The following is a 16,503-nucleotide window of genomic DNA, read 5'->3' as shown; positions in this document are numbered from 1 at the left end:
CCGGGCAAGTCGAGTGGGCCGACCTTCGCCTAGGCTGGTCGAGGGGGTGACACCCCAGGCGGCAGTCCCCGCGGCGGGGGGGGGGGCCGCCCCCGCCCCGGGGGGGGGGGGGGGGGGGGGGGGGCAGTACCTCTGCTGGCGGCGCGGCGCGGGGAGGCGTCGGCGCGACGCGGGGTGCGGCGGCGGGCGGCGCGAGGTCCGGCGAAGCAGGGGGGCGGCGGGGGCGCGAGGACCGGCGGCTGGCGCGGGGGGTGCGCCGAGGCGGCAGGTCAAGGCGCGGTGCGCGGCGGCGCGGCGAAAGGGCGGCGGCGCGGCGGCGCGGCGAAAGGGCGGCGGCCCAAGCGGGCGCGCGGCGAGCGAGGCGAGCAGCCGCGCGGCGAGTCGGCAGCGAAACGTGGGCGGCACGGCGGCGGCTGGCGCGGGTGGGGCGGCGCGACGGGCAGGTCGCGCGGTGCCCGGCGGTGGCGGCGGCCAGCGGCGGCGGCCAGCGGCGGCGGCCAGCGGCGGCGGCCAGCGGCGGCGGCAGGCGGCGGCAGACGGTGAGGGCGGCGGCCGGCGGCGGGGTGGCGGGCAAGGCGGCGAAGCGGGAGAGCGGGAGAGCGGCGAGGTGCGGGCGGCGCGGCGGCAGCGCGAGCAGGTGGGCGGCGGCGCAGGCGGTTGGGTGCGGCCGTGGCGGCGGCGCGGCGGGGAGCTGGGCGAGCGGGGTGGGGCGGCGCTGGGATGTCGGCGCTGGGATGTCGGCGCAGTGGTGACGGGCGTGGCCTCCGGCCCCCGATTCCATTTTCCCAGAGGGGACCGACAGTTTTCGGTGGGTCCGGAGTGAAGAAGTGCGCGGGGGCGCGGGCGGTGCTGGGTGCGAGGGAGTGGTGCTGTCGGAGGGGTTTGGCGGCCGGGTGTTGATCCGATTGGCCTCGCGATCGCCGGAAATGTCGGGGGTGCGTGAGACGATCGACTCGGGGGCCGGAGGCCGCGCCCGACTGGCCGGGGCGAGGGCGGAGGCCGCTCGACTAGCCGGGACGGGCGGGTGAGCAGTGGCGGGCCGCGCGGGTGAGCCGGTGGGTTAGTCCTTATTGGCGTCTGTGGGGCGCATGGCCAGCTTTGCGAGCAGGTCGCGGCCTCGTTCGGCTGATCTCGGTTGGCACAGCACGTCGTACCGGCCCGCGACCAGTTGGCTCGCCGACTGGAAGTCCCGTTTGCCGCGGGCGGAGCCGTAGCCGACGGCGGCGAAGATGATGCCGAAGGCGACACCTACCGTCAGGCCCACCAGGATCGGGCCGAAGCCGGCGCTCGCGGTCGTGTTGAACAGGGACAGCAGCACGCCCACGAAGAGGCCGAACCACGCGCCCGACGCGGCGCCCGTGCCCAGCACCCTTCCCCAGGTGAGGCGGCCGGTGACGCGTTCTACCAGCATCAGGTCCACGCCGACGATGGTGACCTCCTGGACCGGGAAGTCGCCGTCGGCGAGGAAGTCGACCGCCCGTTGCGCCTCCTCGTAGGTGGCGTAGGAACCGATCGGCCAGCCGGTGGGCGGCGTGGGCAGGCGCGGGGGCACCCCGGGTCGGTTCTGGCCGGAGAACGAACTCGTCACGGTGACCACCTCTTCGCGGTGCTGATCACCCCATCCTGCCAACACGGGCCGAACAGCGCGAAACGGGTGCGGCGGAACTCAACGCTACCGTGATCTGGCGGGTCGTGGGGTGCCCCGGAACCCGAGGCACCCCGACCGGGCTCAGCCGCGGGACTGGTAGTCGCGCAGCAGGCCCCGGCTGATGATCGTCTTCTGGATCTCGCTGGTGCCCTCGCCGATGAGCAGGAACGGCGCCTCGCGCATCAGGCGCTCGATCTCGTACTCCTTCGAGTACCCGTAACCGCCGTGGATGCGGAACGCCTCCTGCGTCACCTCGGCGCAGTACTCCGACGCGATCAGCTTCGCCATGCCGGCCTCGACGTCGTTGCGCGCGCCGGAGTCCTTCAGGCGGGCCGCGTTGACCATCATCAGGTGGGCGGCCTCGACCTTGGTCGCCATCTCGGCCAGCTTGAACGCGATGGCCTGGTGCTCGACGATCGGCTTGCCGAACGTCTTGCGCTGCTGGGCGTACTCGATGGCCAGCTCGAAGGACCGCAGCGCGATGCCGCACGCGCGGGCGGCGACGTTGACCCGGCCGACCTCGACGCCGTCCATCATGTGCCGGAAGCCCTGGCCGGTCTGGCCGCCGAGCACCTGTTCGGGCGCGATGCGGAAGCCGTCGAAGACCATCTCGGTCGTGTCGACGCCCTTGTAGCCCATCTTGTCGATCTTGCCGGGGATGGTCAGGCCCGGACGGACCTCGCCGTAGCCCTCGGGCTTCTCGACCAGGAACGTGGTCAGGTTCTGGTGCGGCTTGTCGGCACCCTCGTCGGTGCGGACCAGGACGGCGGTGAGGTTGGACGTGCCGCCGTTGGTCAGCCACATCTTCTGGCCGTTGATCACGAACTCGTCGCCCTCGCGCACGGCACGGGTGCGGATGGCGGCGACGTCGGAACCGAGTTCCGGCTCGGACATGGAGAACGAGCCGCGCACCTCGCCGGTGGCCATGCGGGGCAGGTACTTCTGCTTCTGCTCGTCGGTGCCGTGCTGCTTGAGCATGTGGGCGACGATGAAGTGGGTGTTGATCACGCCGGACACCGACATCCAGCCGCGCGCGATCTGCTCCACCACGAGCGCGTAGGTCAGCAGCGACTCGCCCAGGCCGCCGAACTCCTCGGGGATGGTGAGCCCGAACAGGCCCATCTCCTTCATGCCCTCGACGATGTCCGCCGGGTAGGTGTCGCCGTGCTCCAGGGCCTGCGCGTGGGGGATGATCTCCTTGTCCACGAAGGTGCGGACCGTGGCGAGGATCTCCTCCTGGATGTCGGTCAGTCCAGCGGTCTGGGCCAGGCGCGCCATCGCACGTTTCCCTTCGTAGCTCCGGGGTTACCGGCGAGTATGGACCGGTTAACGCACGTTCGCGTCACGAAGGTGCTCATCGCCACGCGCTGAACCGAAACAGCGGCTACCCTTCCCCACCACCGCGGACCCCAGGAGCGTTCCCGATGACCTACCCGCAGCAGCCCGCCTACTACCCGCCGCCCCGGGGCACGAACGGCATGGCGATCGCGGCGCTGATCTGCGCCTTCGTCTTCGCGCCCGCCGGGATCGTGCTGGGCATCGTGGCGAAGAACCAGATCAAGCGGACCGGCGAGGACGGCCGCGGCCTGGCCACCGCGGGCATCGTGCTGGGCAGCGTGTTCACGGTCCTGGGGATCATCGCGATCATCCTGTGGGTGGTCGCGGTCTACTGGATCGTGCGGGAGGGCGGCGACATCGTCAGCACCCTCACGTTCACGCGCTGAGCAACTCCAACTCGCCACCGCAGTGGCGGCACACCTCGGCGAACACGTGCACGTCGGCCTCGCAGCCGGGGCAGGTGCGGAAGCTGCGCTCCAACAGGTCGTCGGCGGGCCGCCGGCGGAACAGGCGTATCCGGGGCCTCGCGTTACGGGTCCGTGACATGGCAGCCACCATGCACACGGACCACCCCTTGATCGCCACTCAGAGCCACGCTTTGTGGGAATGCTCACTGCCGCGACCAGCACAAAGTGCTCCGCCAGGCACCGAGCGTCACCAAAAGGCAGAGGACCGGGCAGCCGGAAAGTCGGCCGCCCGGTCCTCGACAGGCTGGGGATCAGTCCTCCGGCGGGGTCCACACGTTCGTGCGGGACATGCCGGCCGCGCGGCCCTTCGACGAGATGACCAGGGCCATCTTGCGGGAGGCCTCGTCGATCATCTCGTCGCCGAGCATGACCGCGCCGCGCTTGCCGCCCTTCTCCGAGGTGAAGTAGTCGTAGGCGTCGAGGATGTTCTCGGCGTGGTCGTAGTCGTCCTGCTTCGGGCTGAAGACCTCGTTCGCCGCGTCGATCTGGCCCGGGTGCAGGACCCACTTGCCGTCGAAGCCCAGGGCGGCCGAGCGGCCGGCCACGCGCTTGAAGCCCTCGACGTCGCGGATCTGCAAGTACGGGCCGTCGATGGCCTGCTTGTCGTGGGCGCGGGCGGCCATCAGGATCTGCATGAGGATGTAGTGGTAGGCGTCGCCGACGTCGTAGCCGGGCGGCTGCTCGCCGACCACCAGGGACTTCATGTTGATCGACGCCATGAAGTCGGCCGGGCCGAAGATGATGGTCTCCACGCGCGGGGACGCCGTGGCGATCGCGTTGACGTTGATCAGGCCCAGCGCGTTCTCGATCTGGGCTTCGATGCCGATCTTGCCGACCTCGTAGCCCATCGTCTTCTCGATCTGGGTGAGCAGCAGGTCCAGCGCGTGCACCTGCTCCGCGGTCTGCACCTTCGGCAGCATGATGCAGTCCAGGTTCGCGCCCGCGCCCTCGACGACCTCGGTGACGTCGCGGTAGGTCCACTCGGTGGTCCAGTCGTTCACGCGGACCACGCGGGCCTTGTCGCCCCAGCCGCCTTCGTTGAGGGAGGCCACGATCGTCTTGCGCGCGTCCGGCTTGGCCAGCGGCGCGCAGGCGTCCTCCAGGTCGAGGAAGACCTGGTCCGCGGGCAGCGTGCGGGCCTTGTCGATCATCTTCTGGCTCGACCCGGGCACGGCCAGACACGAGCGACGGGGACGCTGCTGGTCGACCACTGGGGTACCTCCTCGTACCGGCCGGTAACTGTCCTGTCGTGCGAAGGGTGGCACGCACGCCGGACCGCCGCTATTTCGTGAGTCCCGATTCACAGGGCCGTGGCAGGCTGAACCGGTGGAGATCACCCGCGTGCTGGACAACGCGCTGCGCAAGGCCGCCGCCGTCTGGGTCGCCCCTGACGGGCACCCCGCCCGCCTGGTGTGGGCGCTGTGGCGGGACGAGTCCGTGCTGGTCGCCGTCGGCGGGACGGAGCAGGAGGTGCCGGGCCTGCGCGACGGCGTGGCCTGCGTGCTCACCGTCCGCTCCCCCTCGACCCACTCGCACCTGGCGGACGTCCCGGTGACCGCCCGCCTGGTGGAGGTGGACGAGGAGACCGCCGCGGCCCTGCGGACGGCCCGCCTGAACACGACGCCGGCGTGGGAGTCGGTCTACCGCTTGGAGGACGCGTGATCACCGTGCCGCCGGGCTTCGCGTCCTGGCTGGGCGAGGAGGGCGAGGCTTGGAAGGCCCGCCTGCCCGCGCTGGCCACGAAGTTCTGCGCCCGCTGGGACCTCACGCCCGACGGCGACCTGATGCACGGTTACGTCGCCGTCGTCCTGCCCGTGCGGCGGGCGGACGGCCACCCGGCCGTGCTCAAGCTGACGTGGCTGGACGAGGAGACCCGCCAGGAGCCGCTGGCGCTGAAGGCGTGGGACGGCGACGGCGTCGTCCGGCTGCTCGACCACGACGACGAGCACGGCGCGCTGCTCCTGGAACGCCTCGACCACACCCGCTCCCTGCTCGACACGTCGATGGAGGAAGCCCTGGAAGTCACCGGCGGTCTCCTGCGCCGGCTGCGCCGACCCGCCGATCCGGGCTTCCGCACCGCCGAGATCGACGACCTCACCGAGGAGAACGAGGGGTACGTCCCGGAGCGCCTCGCCGAGCTGGCCACCGAACTGGGCCGCGACCTGGCCGCGACCGCCGGGAACACGCTGGTCAACGAGGACCTGCACTACGAGAACGTCCTGCGCGGCACCCGCGAGCCGTGGCTGATGATCGACCCCAAACCGCTGGCCGGCGACCGCGAGTACGGCGTGATCCCGCTGCTGTGGAACCGGTGGTCGGAGGTCGACGGCGAGCGCGGCCTGTGGGACCGGTTCGCCGCGATCTGCGACATCGGCGAGCTGGACGTGGACCGGGCACGGCGCTGGGTGGTCTACCGGGCGGTCGACAACTGGCTGTGGTGCGCCGCGGAGGGCGAGGCGGAGCTGGCCGCGAAGTGCGAGGCGATCGCGCGGGCGTTCACCGGCCGGGGCCTGTGACGCCGGCGTTCACGGGACCCTGATCTTGCCCTGCGCCACCGGCACGACCTTCCCGCCGACCCGGACGTGCGTGGCGACCCCGCCCACCGCGGTCACCGAAAGCTCCACAATGGATGGTCGTCCGACCTCTTCCCCTTGCCGCACCACGACTTCGTGCTTCCCCTCGGGCGGCAGCAGCCCCCGGTCGACCAGCCACGCGCCCAGCGCCAGCGCCGCCGCGCCGGTGGCCGCGTCCTCGCCGCCGGTGGCCCGGAACATCCGGACGTGCGCCGTCCCGCCGGCGAAGCACACCGGCACCAGCCCGCGCCCGACGACGTGGGTCGGCAGCGAGACCTGCGGCTTGGCCCGCACCACGGCGTCCGCCCGCACCGGCAGGAACGTGAAGTCCAGGCCCGCGCCGGCCACCCCGGCCTCGGCGTGCGGGTCCACATCGGACAGGAACAGCCCCACCGCACCCGCCAGCGGCGCCGCGTCGAGGTAGTCGCCGACGACCGGCGTGTCCCCGGCGAGCGTGGCCCCGTCCTCCCGGACGACCACCTCGTGCCGCCCGCGAGCCGTCTCCTGCACCCACGCGCCCAGCCCCAGCCGCCCCGACGACCCGAGCACCCACGCCGTGCCGATGCTGGGCAACCCCGCGAAGGGCAGTTCGGTCACCGGCGTGAAGATCCGCAGCCGGTAGTCCGCGCCGGGTCCCGGCGGCAGCGGGAAGGCGGTCTCGGACAGCCCGAACTCCGCGGCCAACGCCTGCAACTGGGCGTCCGACAGCTCCTCGGCCCCGTGCACGACCGCCAGCGGGTTCCCGGCGAAGGCCCGATCGGTGAACACGTCGACCACGTCGAAGTTCAGCACGTCACAAGACCCTAGCCGTGATCGGCATTCCCGCCGGGTCACGGCTAGCCTGGCGGCGTGGTTGCCGTGAACCGGGTTTTCGCCGCGCAGCTCGCCGGACTGCCCGTCTTCGGGCCGGACGGCGAGTCGATCGGCAAGGTGCGCGACCTGGTCATCGGGTTGCGCGTGGACCGCCAACCGCCGCGCGTGCTGGGCCTGGTGCTGGAACTGGCCACGCGGCGGCGGATCTTCGTGCCCATGCTGCGGGTCACCTCCATCGAGCCCAACGCCGTGACGCTCGCCACCGGCTCGGTCAACCTGCGCCAGTTCCACCAGCGCACCAACGAGGTCCTGGTGGTCGGCGAACTGCTCGACGCCCGGGTCCACCTCGACTCCGGCGCGTCCGCCGTCCTGGTCGACGCCGCGATGGAACCCACCCGCACCCGGGACTGGCGGATGACCCGGGTCGCCGTCCGCGAGCGCACCGGGCGGCTGGCCCGGCGCGGTCCCGTGCAGGTGCTGCGGTGGGAGGAGATCTCCGGCCTGACGGTCACCGAGCTCGCCGGCCAGCCGCAGGGCGCGCAACACCTGGTGGCGATCTTCGAGACCATGCGCGCCGCCGACGTGGCACTGGCCCTGCACAGCCTGCCCAGCAAGCGCCGCTACGAGGTGGCCGAGGCCCTGGACGACGAGCGGCTCGCCGACGTCATCGAGGAACTGCCCGAGGACGACCAGAAGGACCTGCTGGCCCACCTGGACGAGGAACGCGCCGCCGACGTGCTGGAGGCGATGAACCCCGACGACGCCGCCGACCTGCTGGGCGAGCTGCCCGAGCCGGAGAAGGACCGGCTGCTGGAACTCATGGAGCCCGAGGAGTCCGCGCCGGTCCGCCGCCTGCTGGAGTACAGCTACGACACCGCGGGCGGCCTGATGACCCCGGAACCCGTCGTGCTCGCCCCGGACGCGACGGTCGCCGAGGCCCTCGCCCACGTCCGCAACCCCGACCTCACGCCCGCGCTGGCCAGCATGGTCTTCGTGTGCCGCCCGCCGACCGCCACCCCGACCGGCCGCTACCTGGGCTGCGTGCACATCCAGCGGCTGCTCCGGGAACCGCCGTCCGACCTGGTCGCGGGCGTGCTGGACACCGACCTCACCACGCTCACGCCGCGCGCCACCCTGAGCGACGTCACCCGCTACTTCGCCACCTACAACCTGGTGTGCGGGCCGGTCGTGGACGAGGACGACCACCTGCTCGGCGCGGTCACCGTGGACGACGTGCTGGACCACCTGCTGCCGGACAACTGGCGGGAAACGGGGCTGACCCATGCCTGAACTGCTGCCGCGCCGCCGCCTCGACCAGCCCCGCCAACCCGGCCGGATCCGCTTCCAGCTCGACCCGGAGGCGTTCGGCCGGTTCTCCGAACGGCTCGCCCGGTTCCTCGGGACCGGCAAGTTCCTGTTCTGGCAGACGCTGCTCGTCGTCGTGTGGATCACGCTGAACCTGGTCGCGGTGAACCTGCGCTGGGACCCGTACCCGTTCATCCTGCTCAACCTGGCGTTCTCCACCCAGGCCGCCTACGCCGCGCCGCTCATCCTGCTCGCCCAGAACCGGCAGGACGACCGCGACCGCGTGTCGCTGGAGGAGGACCGGGCGCGCGCCGCCCAGACCAAGGCCGACACCGAGTACCTCGCGCGCGAACTCGCGGCCCTGCGCATCGCGATCGGCGAGGTGGCGACCCGCGACTACCTGCGCAGCGAACTGGACCGGGTGTTCCGCGAGCGCAAGCGCTCCAGCTTCAAGGACGACCCGCGGTGGGACGACGTCCCGTCGTGACGCCTCACTGCTCGGTGGCCAGGCGGTCGCACCACCGCCCGAACTCCTCCAGCTCCGCCCGGTCGAACACCTCGGCGAAGTGCCGCACGACACCCGTGAGGTGGGTGCCGGACGCTGTTCGCAGGCGGTCCAGCCCCAGCGGGGTCAGCACCGCCACCACGCCGCGGCCGTCGCCGTCGGCACGCTCCCGCAGCACGAGCCCCGCGCGCTCCAGCCGGTCGACGAGCCTGGTCACCCCGGAGCGGGACAGCAGCACGGCGTCGGCCAGCTCCGTCATCCGCAGTCGGTACTGCGGCGCCTCGGCCAGTTGCACGAGGACGTCGTAGGCCGCGAGCGAGAGTCGCTGCTCGGCGATCAGTTCGGCTTCCAGGATCCGAGTGAGTCGCGCGTGGGCCCGGAGGAAGGATCGCCACACCCCGAGCTCGCCGCGGGTGGGCAACCGGGCACTTCCGGTTTCCGGCACGGATAGCAATGTTACGGAAAGCACGCGACCGGCTGCGCCCAGCCCCTTCAAGCCAGGTGACCAACCGGTAGCTTGGTGGGACGCGGCCCCGTCGTAGCCTTGGTGGGACGCGGCAGCGCTCGCCGTAGCATGGCGCTCTACCCCGATCGAAGGCGATCCAGTGACGACGCAGACCCTCCCCTCCGTTGACGACGTGCACAAGGCGCTGGCCGGTGTGCAGGACCCGGAGATCCGGCGACCCATCACCGAGCTGGGCATGGTGAAGTCGGTCACGATCACCGACGGGGTCGTCGACGTGGCCGTGTTCCTGACCGTCGCCGGCTGCCCGCTGCGCGACAAGATCACCGCCGACGTGACCGCCGCCGTGACCGCCCTGGAGGGCGTCCGGCAGGTCCGGGTGGAGCTGGACGTGATGAGCGACGCCCAGCGCACCGAACTGCGCAAGTCCCTGCGCGGCGGCGTCGAGGAGCCGGTCATCCCCTTCGCGCAACCCGGCTCGCTGACCCGCGTGTACTGCGTGGCGTCGGGCAAGGGCGGCGTGGGCAAGTCCAGCGTGACGGTCAACCTCGCGGTGGCGATGGCCCAACGCGGCCTCTCGGTGGGCGTGGTGGACGCCGACATCTACGGCCACTCGATCCCGCGGATGCTGGGCACGGAGGCGCGGCCCACGCAGGTCGAGAAGATGATCATGCCGCCGCAGTCGCACGGCGTGAAGCTCATCTCGATCGGCATGTTCACCCCCGGCAACACCCCCGTCGTGTGGCGCGGCCCGATGCTGCACCGCGCGTTGCAGCAGTTCCTGGCGGACGTGTTCTGGGGCGACCTGGACGTCCTGCTGCTGGACCTGCCGCCCGGCACGGGTGACGTGGCCATCTCGGTGGCGCAGCTGGTGCCCAACGCCGAGATCCTGGTCGTGACCACGCCGCAGCAGGCTGCCGCCGAGGTGGCCGAGCGGGCGGGTTCGATCGCGTTGCAGACCCGTCAGCGGGTGGCCGGCGTGATCGAGAACATGTCGTGGCTGGAACTGCCGGACGGTTCCCGCATGGACGTCTTCGGCGAGGGCGGCGGCGCGACGGTGGCGGAGTCGCTGACGCAGGCCGTGGGCGCCGAGGTGCCCCTGCTGGGCCAGGTGCCCCTCGACCCGCGCCTGCGGGAACAGGGCGACGCCGGCACGCCGATCGTCCTGGCGGAGCCGACTTCCACAGCCGCTCAGGTGCTGACGGGTATCGCCACCAAGCTGTCGGTGCGGTCGCGGGGCTTGGCCGGCCGCCTGCTGAACGTCTCCCCCGCCGGCCGCTGACCCGACACGGGGGCCGGCCTCCGGCCCCCGCTGCCATCATCCCGCGCAGGTACGACACAACGCCGCGTGGCACCACGGGAGCAATCCGCCCGCTCTGACCGACTTGGCGGCTCTGACCGACTTGGCGGCTCGGGAGCGACGTACCGTGCGCTACCGGACCCTCAAGCTTGCCCCCGGATTGTCGTACCCCCGTGGGAAAATGGAGACGGGGGCCGGAGGCCGCAGGTGCGAACCGAACCAGCCACGACCACCAGCCACAACAGCTAGCCACAACCGCCACCCAGCGGCGCCAGCGGATGCCCGTCAGCGGAAGTCCTCAGCGGATAGCGTCAGCCCACGGCATCGGCGAAGGCGTCAGGTCGCGTCGGGGTCGTACGGCGGGCGTTCGCCCTGCTGGAGGGGGCGTTCCTGGGCCACCGAAGGTCCCTCGCCGGCCGCCGGGTAGCCGTTGGGCTTGGGTGCCGGGCTCGTGGTGCCATTGGTAGCGGGCGGGTCGTCCCACAGGTGCTTCGTGATCGCGCGCTTCGGGTCGAAGTTGCGCAGTTCGCGCAAGTCCTCCAAAGGCTTGCGGAGCGACTCGAACTCCGGGCCCATCTCCTGCTTCAACTGGTCGCGCGCACCCGTGGCGTACTCGCGCACCTGGCGGATCGTGCGACCCACCCACGCGGCGGCGGACGGCAGGCGTTCCGGTCCCAGGATGAACAGGCCCGCGACGATGATGATGAGCAGCTCTACCCAGCCGATGCTGTCAAACACGGTGCCCGCCTTCGCTCCACGTCGCTCGAAACCAGCGTAGCCGTCAGTCGGACCGCAACGTCACCTGCACGGTCAGCTCACGGCCCTGCCTGGCCAGGACGACCGGAACCGTTTCCCCGATTTCGTGGTCCCGTACCGCGACGGTCAACTCCGCGGCGTTGCGCACCACGCGGTCGCCGACGCGGGTGATCACGTCGCCCTCTTCGATGCCGGCCGCCTTGGCCGCGCCGCCGTCGGGGACGTTCTGCACGCGGGCGCCCTCCGCGGTCTCCGCCGCGACCGAGCTGACGTTGATGTTCATGTCCGCGTGCTTGACCTGGCCGTCGCGGATGAGGGCCTGCGAGACCTTGCGGGCGTAGTTGCCGTTGATGGCGAAGCCCAGGCCCACCGAGCCGCCGGTCTCGGTCCTGATGGACGAGTTGATGCCGACCAGCGCGCCCGTCGAGTCGACCAGTGCGCCGCCGGAGTTGCCGGGGTTGATCGCCGCGTCGGTCTGGATGGCGTCGTAGGTGACCTGCGGGCCGCCGTTCTCGCCGGCCGCCGTCACGGGGCGGTGCAGGGCGCTGACGATGCCCTCGGTCACCGTGTTGGACAGCGACAGCGGCGAGCCGATGGCCAGCACCGTGTCGCCCACGGCCAGCTCGTCGGAGTTGCCGAACTGGAGGACGGTCGGGTTGTCGACCTGGACCTTGATCACCGCGAGGTCGGTCTTGGCGTCCCGGCCGACGATCTGCGCGACCGCGCGCTTGCCGTCGGTGAAGACCACGGTCAGCTTGGCCGTCGTGTCCTGCACGGCCGGCGCGACCACGTGGTCGTTGGTGAGCACGTACCCCGCGCCGTCGATCACCACGCCGGAGCCGACGCCCGCCACGTTCGCGCCCTTGAACTCGATCGACACCACGCTGGGCGTCACGCGCTTGGCGATGTCCGCGACCGACCCGACCGGCCGCTCCTTGCCCGGCTTGACCTCGGCCAGCGTCACGCCGCTGTCGGTCAGCGGGTTGCCCGCGCGCCCGAACAGCCAGCCGACGACACCACCCACCGCACCCAGCAGCAACGCCACGACCAGCAGCAACGCCAACGCCGTCGGCTTCACGCGCCGACCGAACAGCAGCTCGGGAACGCTGAGCTGCGGGCCTGGCGCGGTGACGGGCTTCTTCTCGACCTCGGGTTCCTCGGTGACCGCCGGCGGTCCGATGACCGCGCTCGCGCCCGGGTCCCGCCACTCGTCACCGGCGGGCTTGCCCTGCCAGAAGACCGGCTCGACCTCGGGTTCGCCGTCGACGTCCAGCGGCGGGCGCTGGAGCAGCTCCGCCGTGCCGTTCGGGCGACCGAAAGCGGTGCTCAACGCCTCGGGCGGCGGCGGTGCGAGCTGGACGCCGCCGTTCAACACCGGCCGGTCGCCGGAGAACGCGCCCTCGACGCCCTGCGGGCGGCCGAAGACGAACGCCTGACCGGGGTCCACGGCGGGGCGCTGGAGGGGACGTGGCGCGAGCCTGCGGTGTGCCCCGTCGTCCACGCCGGACCTGGGGGTCCCGTTGCCCTCTGGCGGACCGCCCTGTTGTGGCTCGCTCATCGCTCCCCGCACGTCGGTGATGCCCGGTGTTGCGGGGTCCATCGTGCCTTGTGACCGGTGAAGTTGTCGTCAGCGGTTCAGCGGGCGAGCAGGTGGTCGGTGCCCGCGCCCGCGCCGGTCAGGTCCGCTCGGTCGTTGACCAGTTGCGGCGCCACGACGGGCGGCGGTGGCGGGTTGCCCTGGGCCGGTGTCGGCGCCGGTTCCTCACTGCCCGGCACGACCAGTGCCAGAGCGCCGAGCATCAGGCCCGACACGACCACGCCGGCGCCTTGCCGGGCCCGCCGGCCGCCGAACCGGCTGCCCGTCCCAAAAGGGCGGCTCGACCCCAGCACGGGTCCGCTGCCGAACGCCACGCGGTCGGGTCGCTGCACGGCCACCAGCTGACCGTCCTCCGTCACCGCGAGGCCGTCGGGCGCGCTGGGCAGCTCGACCTCCTGCGGGATCGCGCCGAGCCGGGCCAGCAGGCCGGCGGGCGCGCACGGCGTCTCGGCGGCACGCACGGCGGACCGCGCCTGCTGCTGCGAGTAGGCCTCCGCGGCGCAGAACGGGCAGCGCGCAAGGTGCGCCGCCGCACGGCTGTGGGCCGAGGCCGACAGCTCGCCGTCGACGAAGGCGACGACCGCGTCGGGCAGCAGGTGCTGCTCGGGCAGTCCCCAACCTCGCAGGTCGGTCATGCAGAGTCCTCCTGAACGAGACCCCGACGGCGTTCGAGTGCGGCACGCAGGGCCTGGCGGCCCCGGTGGATCCTGCTCCTCACGGTACCCAGTTTCACGCCGAGGGTGGCGCCGATCTCCTCGTAGGACAGCCCTTCCACGTCGCACAGCACCACGGCCGCCCGGAAGTCCGGGGGCAGTTCGTCCAGCGCGGCCTGGAGGTCGGGGTCGAGGTGGGTGTCGTGGTAGACCTGCTCGGGGCTAGGGTCGTCGCCCGCGAGTCGGTCGGTGTCCTCGGGCAGGCCCTCCATGCGGAACTTGGAGCGGCGGCGGGCCATGTCGAGGAACAGGTTCGTGGTGATGCGGTGCAGCCAGCCTTCGAACGTGCCCGGCTGGTACGACGCGAGCGACCGGAAGACGCGGATGAACGTCTCCTGGGTCAGGTCCTCGGCGTCGTGCTGGTTGCCGGTCAGGCGGTAGGCCAGCCGGTAGACCCGGTCGGCGTGGTCGCGGACGACCTGGTCCCACGTCGGCACGATCCATTCCGTGTCGTCGATGGGAGCGGTGGCGGTGTACGGCTGCGTTGGCATCGGGCGGTGAAGCACCTCCAGGTGGGCCGGCTGCCCTGCTGCACGGTTCAACGCTCCCTGCGGCGGGCGTGTTCCCGTGTGTCGTGCGTGGCCCCAAGCTTGCTGGCCTCCCTTATAACCATCGTGAGAGTCGCCTGAGAGCTCGCTGAGAATTCCGGTTCACGGGAGATTCACCCGCCCGGCCGCGTCCGGCGTTAACCTCCGTCCTGTGGATGCGCCGCTGCGCGAGTACGTGGAGCGCTACCTGCCCGAGGACGCCGTGGTCACGGCCGCTCGGGCGCGTGGCGAGGAGCTGGGTTGCGTGCCGATCGGCCCCGGCGGCGGCGCCGCGCTGCGCTTCCTGGCGGCGGCGTTGCAGGCCAAGGCCGTCGTCGAGGTCGGCACGGGTGCCGGCGTGGGCGCGTTGTACCTGCTCAGCGGCATGCCGACGGCGGGCATCCTGACCTCCATCGACGTGGAGCCCGCGCACCAGCGGGCGGCTCGGGTGGCCTTCGCGGAGGCCGGCGTGGGCGCGTCCCGCACGAGGCTGATCATGGGCCAGGCCCTGGACGTCCTCCCCCGCCTCACCGACGGGGGCTACGACCTGGTGTTCGTGGACGCGGCGAAGTCCGAGTACCCCAAGTACCTGGAGGAGGGCGTGCGCCTGCTCCGGCCGGGCGGCGTCATCGCCTTCGACAACATCCTCTGGCACGGCCGGGTGGTCGACGCCTCCCGGCGCGACCCGGACACCCAGGCCATGCGGGACGTGGCCCGAGCCGTCCGCGAGGACGACCGCCTGGTCCCGGTGATCCTCCCGCTGGGCGACGGTCTTCTGGTCGCCGCGAAGGTTTAGGCCCGTCCGGCGTACGTAGCGGTACGTATTGCCGCTGCCCTCGGCTGAGCACCACGATCGGAATGGAAATCCCCTTCCGATCGTGAGGTCAATCGATGAAAAGGTCGTTACGCGCGCCCGGCCGGAGAAGAACGTTGACCGCCCTGCTTTGCGCGACATTGACGGTCACCCTCCTCCCCGGCCAGGCATCCGCCGGAACACCCGAACCGTCCACCAATGCCGCAGTTCCCACCAATGACGACGTAGTGATCGCACAGCGGTTGCAGACGATGGTGCAACCCGTGCTGACGGCCGTGGCAGCCGACACGCAGGTACGGGCGCTGGTCCGCACCATCGCCGCCCGGCAGTTCGACGGCGACACGAACGCGTTGTTGTCGACCGTCGTGCGGGAAGCCGAGGAATCGCGGATCGTCAACCCGACCGAACCGCGGTGGGTCGCGCTCAAGAACGGCATCGCCCAGCTCGCCAACGTCAACGGGTTCGCCTACAACCCGCAGATCTACATCCCCAACCAGGACGAAGGCGTCCTCGCCGGGGACAGCGTCGTGGTCGCCGTCGCGCCGGCCGACGAATCGCTGACCACCGTGCCCGGCTACGTCCTGAACTCGGCCGGGCAGGTGCAGCAGACGCCCACCGCGATCGACGAGGCGTACGTCGAGACCAAGGAGGTGTGGGTGCTCTCGGTCAACGAGTCCGCACCCACCAACCCCACCACGACGACGCTGGAGGCCGTCCCCCTGAGTGAGGCCGGGCCGGGCGTGCTGGCGACCTGCAACCCGACCGGAACGCGCAACAACAAGGGCTTGGAATACTTGCAGAAGTGGCGCGTGCCCAACCGCAGCGAATTCGGCGGCTGGTTCGAGGGCAAGCGCGAGATGCGCGCGATCGTGCTCACCACCACCGGGGTCACGATCCGCACGATCGCTTTCCCCAGCATCAAGAAGAAGTACATCGACCGCTGGCAGAATTCGGACCTGTTCATCACCACCTGGGACCGCGCGCAGTGGGGTGACGTGCTGGGCTACCAGTGGTACGAAGAGGACGGCGGCCCGGAAGTCAGCATCGGCGTGTCGATCCCGTTCTACGGCGGCAACATCAACGCCAGCGTCAAATGGCGCAAGCGCGACGACAACGGCGGCAGCGCCGCGGTGATGTTCTCGGAATCGACCTACCTGGAGTACAACACGGGCAAGGTCGCCTTCAGCATGTGCAGCCAGGGCGGTGACGGCGGCACGGGGTACGACAACTTCGCCCGCACCGGCATCGCCGCCGCGTCCAGCACGTACCCGGGGTACTCACCCGCACGGGTCAACGACGGCAGCGCAAACACCAGCCTGGGCGGCGCGTACAGCTGGGCGAACAACGCGGGCACCTACCCGCCGGGCAACCCCGAGTGGGTACAAGTCGACTTCGGCGTCGACAAGACCTTCCGCCGGGTCGTCGTCCACACCAGCGCCGGGTACCCGATCAAGGACTTCGACGTGCAGGTCTGGAACGGCGTCACCTTCGTGTCCGTGGCCGCGGTGCGCAACAACACGGCGCTGAGCACGACGGTCACCTTCGCCACCGGCCCGCGGACGTCCCGCCTGGTCCGCATCCTGGGCCTGAGCGGCCCCACCCACCAACCGGGATACGTGCGGGTCAACGAGCTGGAGGTCTACGCGGCCTAACCGGCTGAACGTGAACGGGCTGCGTGCCGGCG

The 16,503-nt window shown here is 71.4% G+C and carries 18 protein-coding genes; 8 read left to right on the top strand and 10 right to left on the bottom strand.

Annotated features, from left to right (window positions below):
* Window positions 1–1,060 precede the first annotated feature (1,060 nt).
* Window positions 1,061–1,588, bottom strand: coding sequence for a general stress protein (locus tag WBN91_RS25670; protein WP_443217801.1), 528 nt, complete (start codon window positions 1,586–1,588; stop codon window positions 1,061–1,063).
* 141 nt (window positions 1,589–1,729) lie between these two features.
* Window positions 1,730–2,926 carry an acyl-CoA dehydrogenase family protein gene (locus WBN91_RS25665; protein ID WP_337725180.1) on the bottom strand — a complete coding sequence of 399 codons (1,197 nt, stop codon included), beginning with the start codon at window positions 2,924–2,926 and terminating at the stop codon, window positions 1,730–1,732.
* A 146-nt stretch (window positions 2,927–3,072) separates the two neighbouring features.
* Between WBN91_RS25665 and WBN91_RS25660 the strand changes: the two genes are divergently transcribed.
* Entirely contained in the window at window positions 3,073–3,372 is a 300-nt protein-coding gene (locus WBN91_RS25660; RefSeq protein ID WP_337725181.1) for a DUF4190 domain-containing protein, read from the top strand.
* On the opposite strand, the gene WBN91_RS25655 is transcribed toward WBN91_RS25660, so the two are convergent.
* Window positions 3,362–3,532 (bottom strand): hypothetical protein, encoded by a 171-nt coding sequence (locus tag WBN91_RS25655; protein WP_337725182.1) that lies wholly within the window; start codon window positions 3,530–3,532, stop codon window positions 3,362–3,364. The two genes, WBN91_RS25660 and WBN91_RS25655, sit on opposite strands and share 11 nt — an antisense overlap.
* Window positions 3,533–3,704: 172 nt before the next feature.
* Entirely contained in the window at window positions 3,705–4,664 is a 960-nt protein-coding gene (locus WBN91_RS25650) for an HpcH/HpaI aldolase/citrate lyase family protein (RefSeq protein WP_337725183.1), read from the bottom strand.
* A gap of 115 nt (window positions 4,665–4,779) precedes the next feature.
* On the opposite strand from WBN91_RS25650, the gene WBN91_RS25645 reads away from it, so the two are divergent.
* Both WBN91_RS25645 and WBN91_RS25640 read left to right on the top strand, forming a co-directional pair.
* Window positions 4,780–5,115 (top strand): hypothetical protein, encoded by a 336-nt coding sequence (locus WBN91_RS25645; RefSeq protein ID WP_337725184.1) that lies wholly within the window; start codon window positions 4,780–4,782, stop codon window positions 5,113–5,115.
* Window positions 5,112–5,969, top strand: coding sequence for an aminoglycoside phosphotransferase family protein (locus WBN91_RS25640; protein ID WP_337725185.1), 858 nt, complete (start codon window positions 5,112–5,114; stop codon window positions 5,967–5,969). The genes WBN91_RS25645 and WBN91_RS25640 overlap by 4 nt, the downstream gene beginning before the upstream one ends.
* Before the next feature lie 9 nt (window positions 5,970–5,978).
* Here WBN91_RS25640 and WBN91_RS25635 read toward each other — a convergent pair whose 3' ends face one another.
* A complete protein-coding gene (locus WBN91_RS25635; protein WP_337725186.1) occupies window positions 5,979–6,818 on the bottom strand; it encodes a PhzF family phenazine biosynthesis protein in 840 nt (279 codons plus the stop codon).
* 57 nt (window positions 6,819–6,875) lie between these two features.
* Between WBN91_RS25635 and WBN91_RS25630 the strand changes: the two genes are divergently transcribed.
* A complete protein-coding gene (locus WBN91_RS25630; RefSeq protein ID WP_337725187.1) occupies window positions 6,876–8,129 on the top strand; it encodes a magnesium transporter MgtE N-terminal domain-containing protein in 1,254 nt (417 codons plus the stop codon).
* Entirely contained in the window at window positions 8,122–8,631 is a 510-nt protein-coding gene (locus WBN91_RS25625) for a DUF1003 domain-containing protein (RefSeq protein ID WP_337725188.1), read from the top strand. The genes WBN91_RS25630 and WBN91_RS25625 overlap by 8 nt, the downstream gene beginning before the upstream one ends.
* Window positions 8,632–8,635: 4 nt before the next feature.
* Here WBN91_RS25625 and WBN91_RS25620 read toward each other — a convergent pair whose 3' ends face one another.
* Window positions 8,636–9,094 carry a MarR family winged helix-turn-helix transcriptional regulator gene (locus WBN91_RS25620; protein WP_337725189.1) on the bottom strand — a complete coding sequence of 153 codons (459 nt, stop codon included), beginning with the start codon at window positions 9,092–9,094 and terminating at the stop codon, window positions 8,636–8,638.
* A gap of 160 nt (window positions 9,095–9,254) precedes the next feature.
* On the opposite strand from WBN91_RS25620, the gene WBN91_RS25615 reads away from it, so the two are divergent.
* Window positions 9,255–10,394 (top strand): Mrp/NBP35 family ATP-binding protein, encoded by a 1,140-nt coding sequence (locus tag WBN91_RS25615; RefSeq protein ID WP_337725190.1) that lies wholly within the window; start codon window positions 9,255–9,257, stop codon window positions 10,392–10,394.
* 354 nt (window positions 10,395–10,748) lie between these two features.
* Here the strand turns inward: WBN91_RS25615 and tatB are convergent, their stop codons facing one another.
* The 4 genes from tatB to sigE form a co-directional block, all read right to left on the bottom strand.
* Window positions 10,749–11,150, bottom strand: coding sequence for a Sec-independent protein translocase protein TatB (gene tatB / locus WBN91_RS25610; RefSeq protein ID WP_337725191.1), 402 nt, complete (start codon window positions 11,148–11,150; stop codon window positions 10,749–10,751).
* Window positions 11,151–11,193: 43 nt separating this feature from the next.
* Window positions 11,194–12,726, bottom strand: a complete 1,533-nt coding sequence (locus WBN91_RS25605; protein ID WP_337725192.1) for a S1C family serine protease — start codon at window positions 12,724–12,726, stop codon at window positions 11,194–11,196.
* Between the two features lie 77 nt (window positions 12,727–12,803).
* The gene (locus tag WBN91_RS25600; protein WP_337725193.1) at window positions 12,804–13,400 is read right to left on the bottom strand and encodes a zf-HC2 domain-containing protein; all 597 of its coding nucleotides are present in this window, start codon (window positions 13,398–13,400) and stop codon (window positions 12,804–12,806) included.
* The gene (gene sigE, locus WBN91_RS25595) at window positions 13,397–13,969 is read right to left on the bottom strand and encodes an RNA polymerase sigma factor SigE (protein WP_121222950.1); all 573 of its coding nucleotides are present in this window, start codon (window positions 13,967–13,969) and stop codon (window positions 13,397–13,399) included. The genes WBN91_RS25600 and sigE overlap by 4 nt, the downstream gene beginning before the upstream one ends.
* Window positions 13,970–14,177: 208 nt before the next feature.
* Between sigE and WBN91_RS25590 the strand changes: the two genes are divergently transcribed.
* Window positions 14,178–14,801, top strand: a complete 624-nt coding sequence (locus tag WBN91_RS25590; RefSeq protein WP_337725194.1) for an O-methyltransferase — start codon at window positions 14,178–14,180, stop codon at window positions 14,799–14,801.
* 245 nt (window positions 14,802–15,046) lie between these two features.
* A complete protein-coding gene (locus WBN91_RS25585) occupies window positions 15,047–16,471 on the top strand; it encodes a discoidin domain-containing protein (RefSeq protein ID WP_337729408.1) in 1,425 nt (474 codons plus the stop codon).
* Window positions 16,472–16,503: the final 32 nt, after the last annotated feature.

Origin of the sequence: Saccharothrix sp. CCNWYY140 (assembly GCF_037401995.1) — a bacterium.
Classification (GTDB): Bacteria; Actinomycetota; Actinomycetes; order Mycobacteriales; family Pseudonocardiaceae; genus Actinosynnema.
The sequence above is the reverse complement of the archived record's forward strand: the minus strand, read 5'-3'. Positions and strand labels throughout refer to the sequence as shown.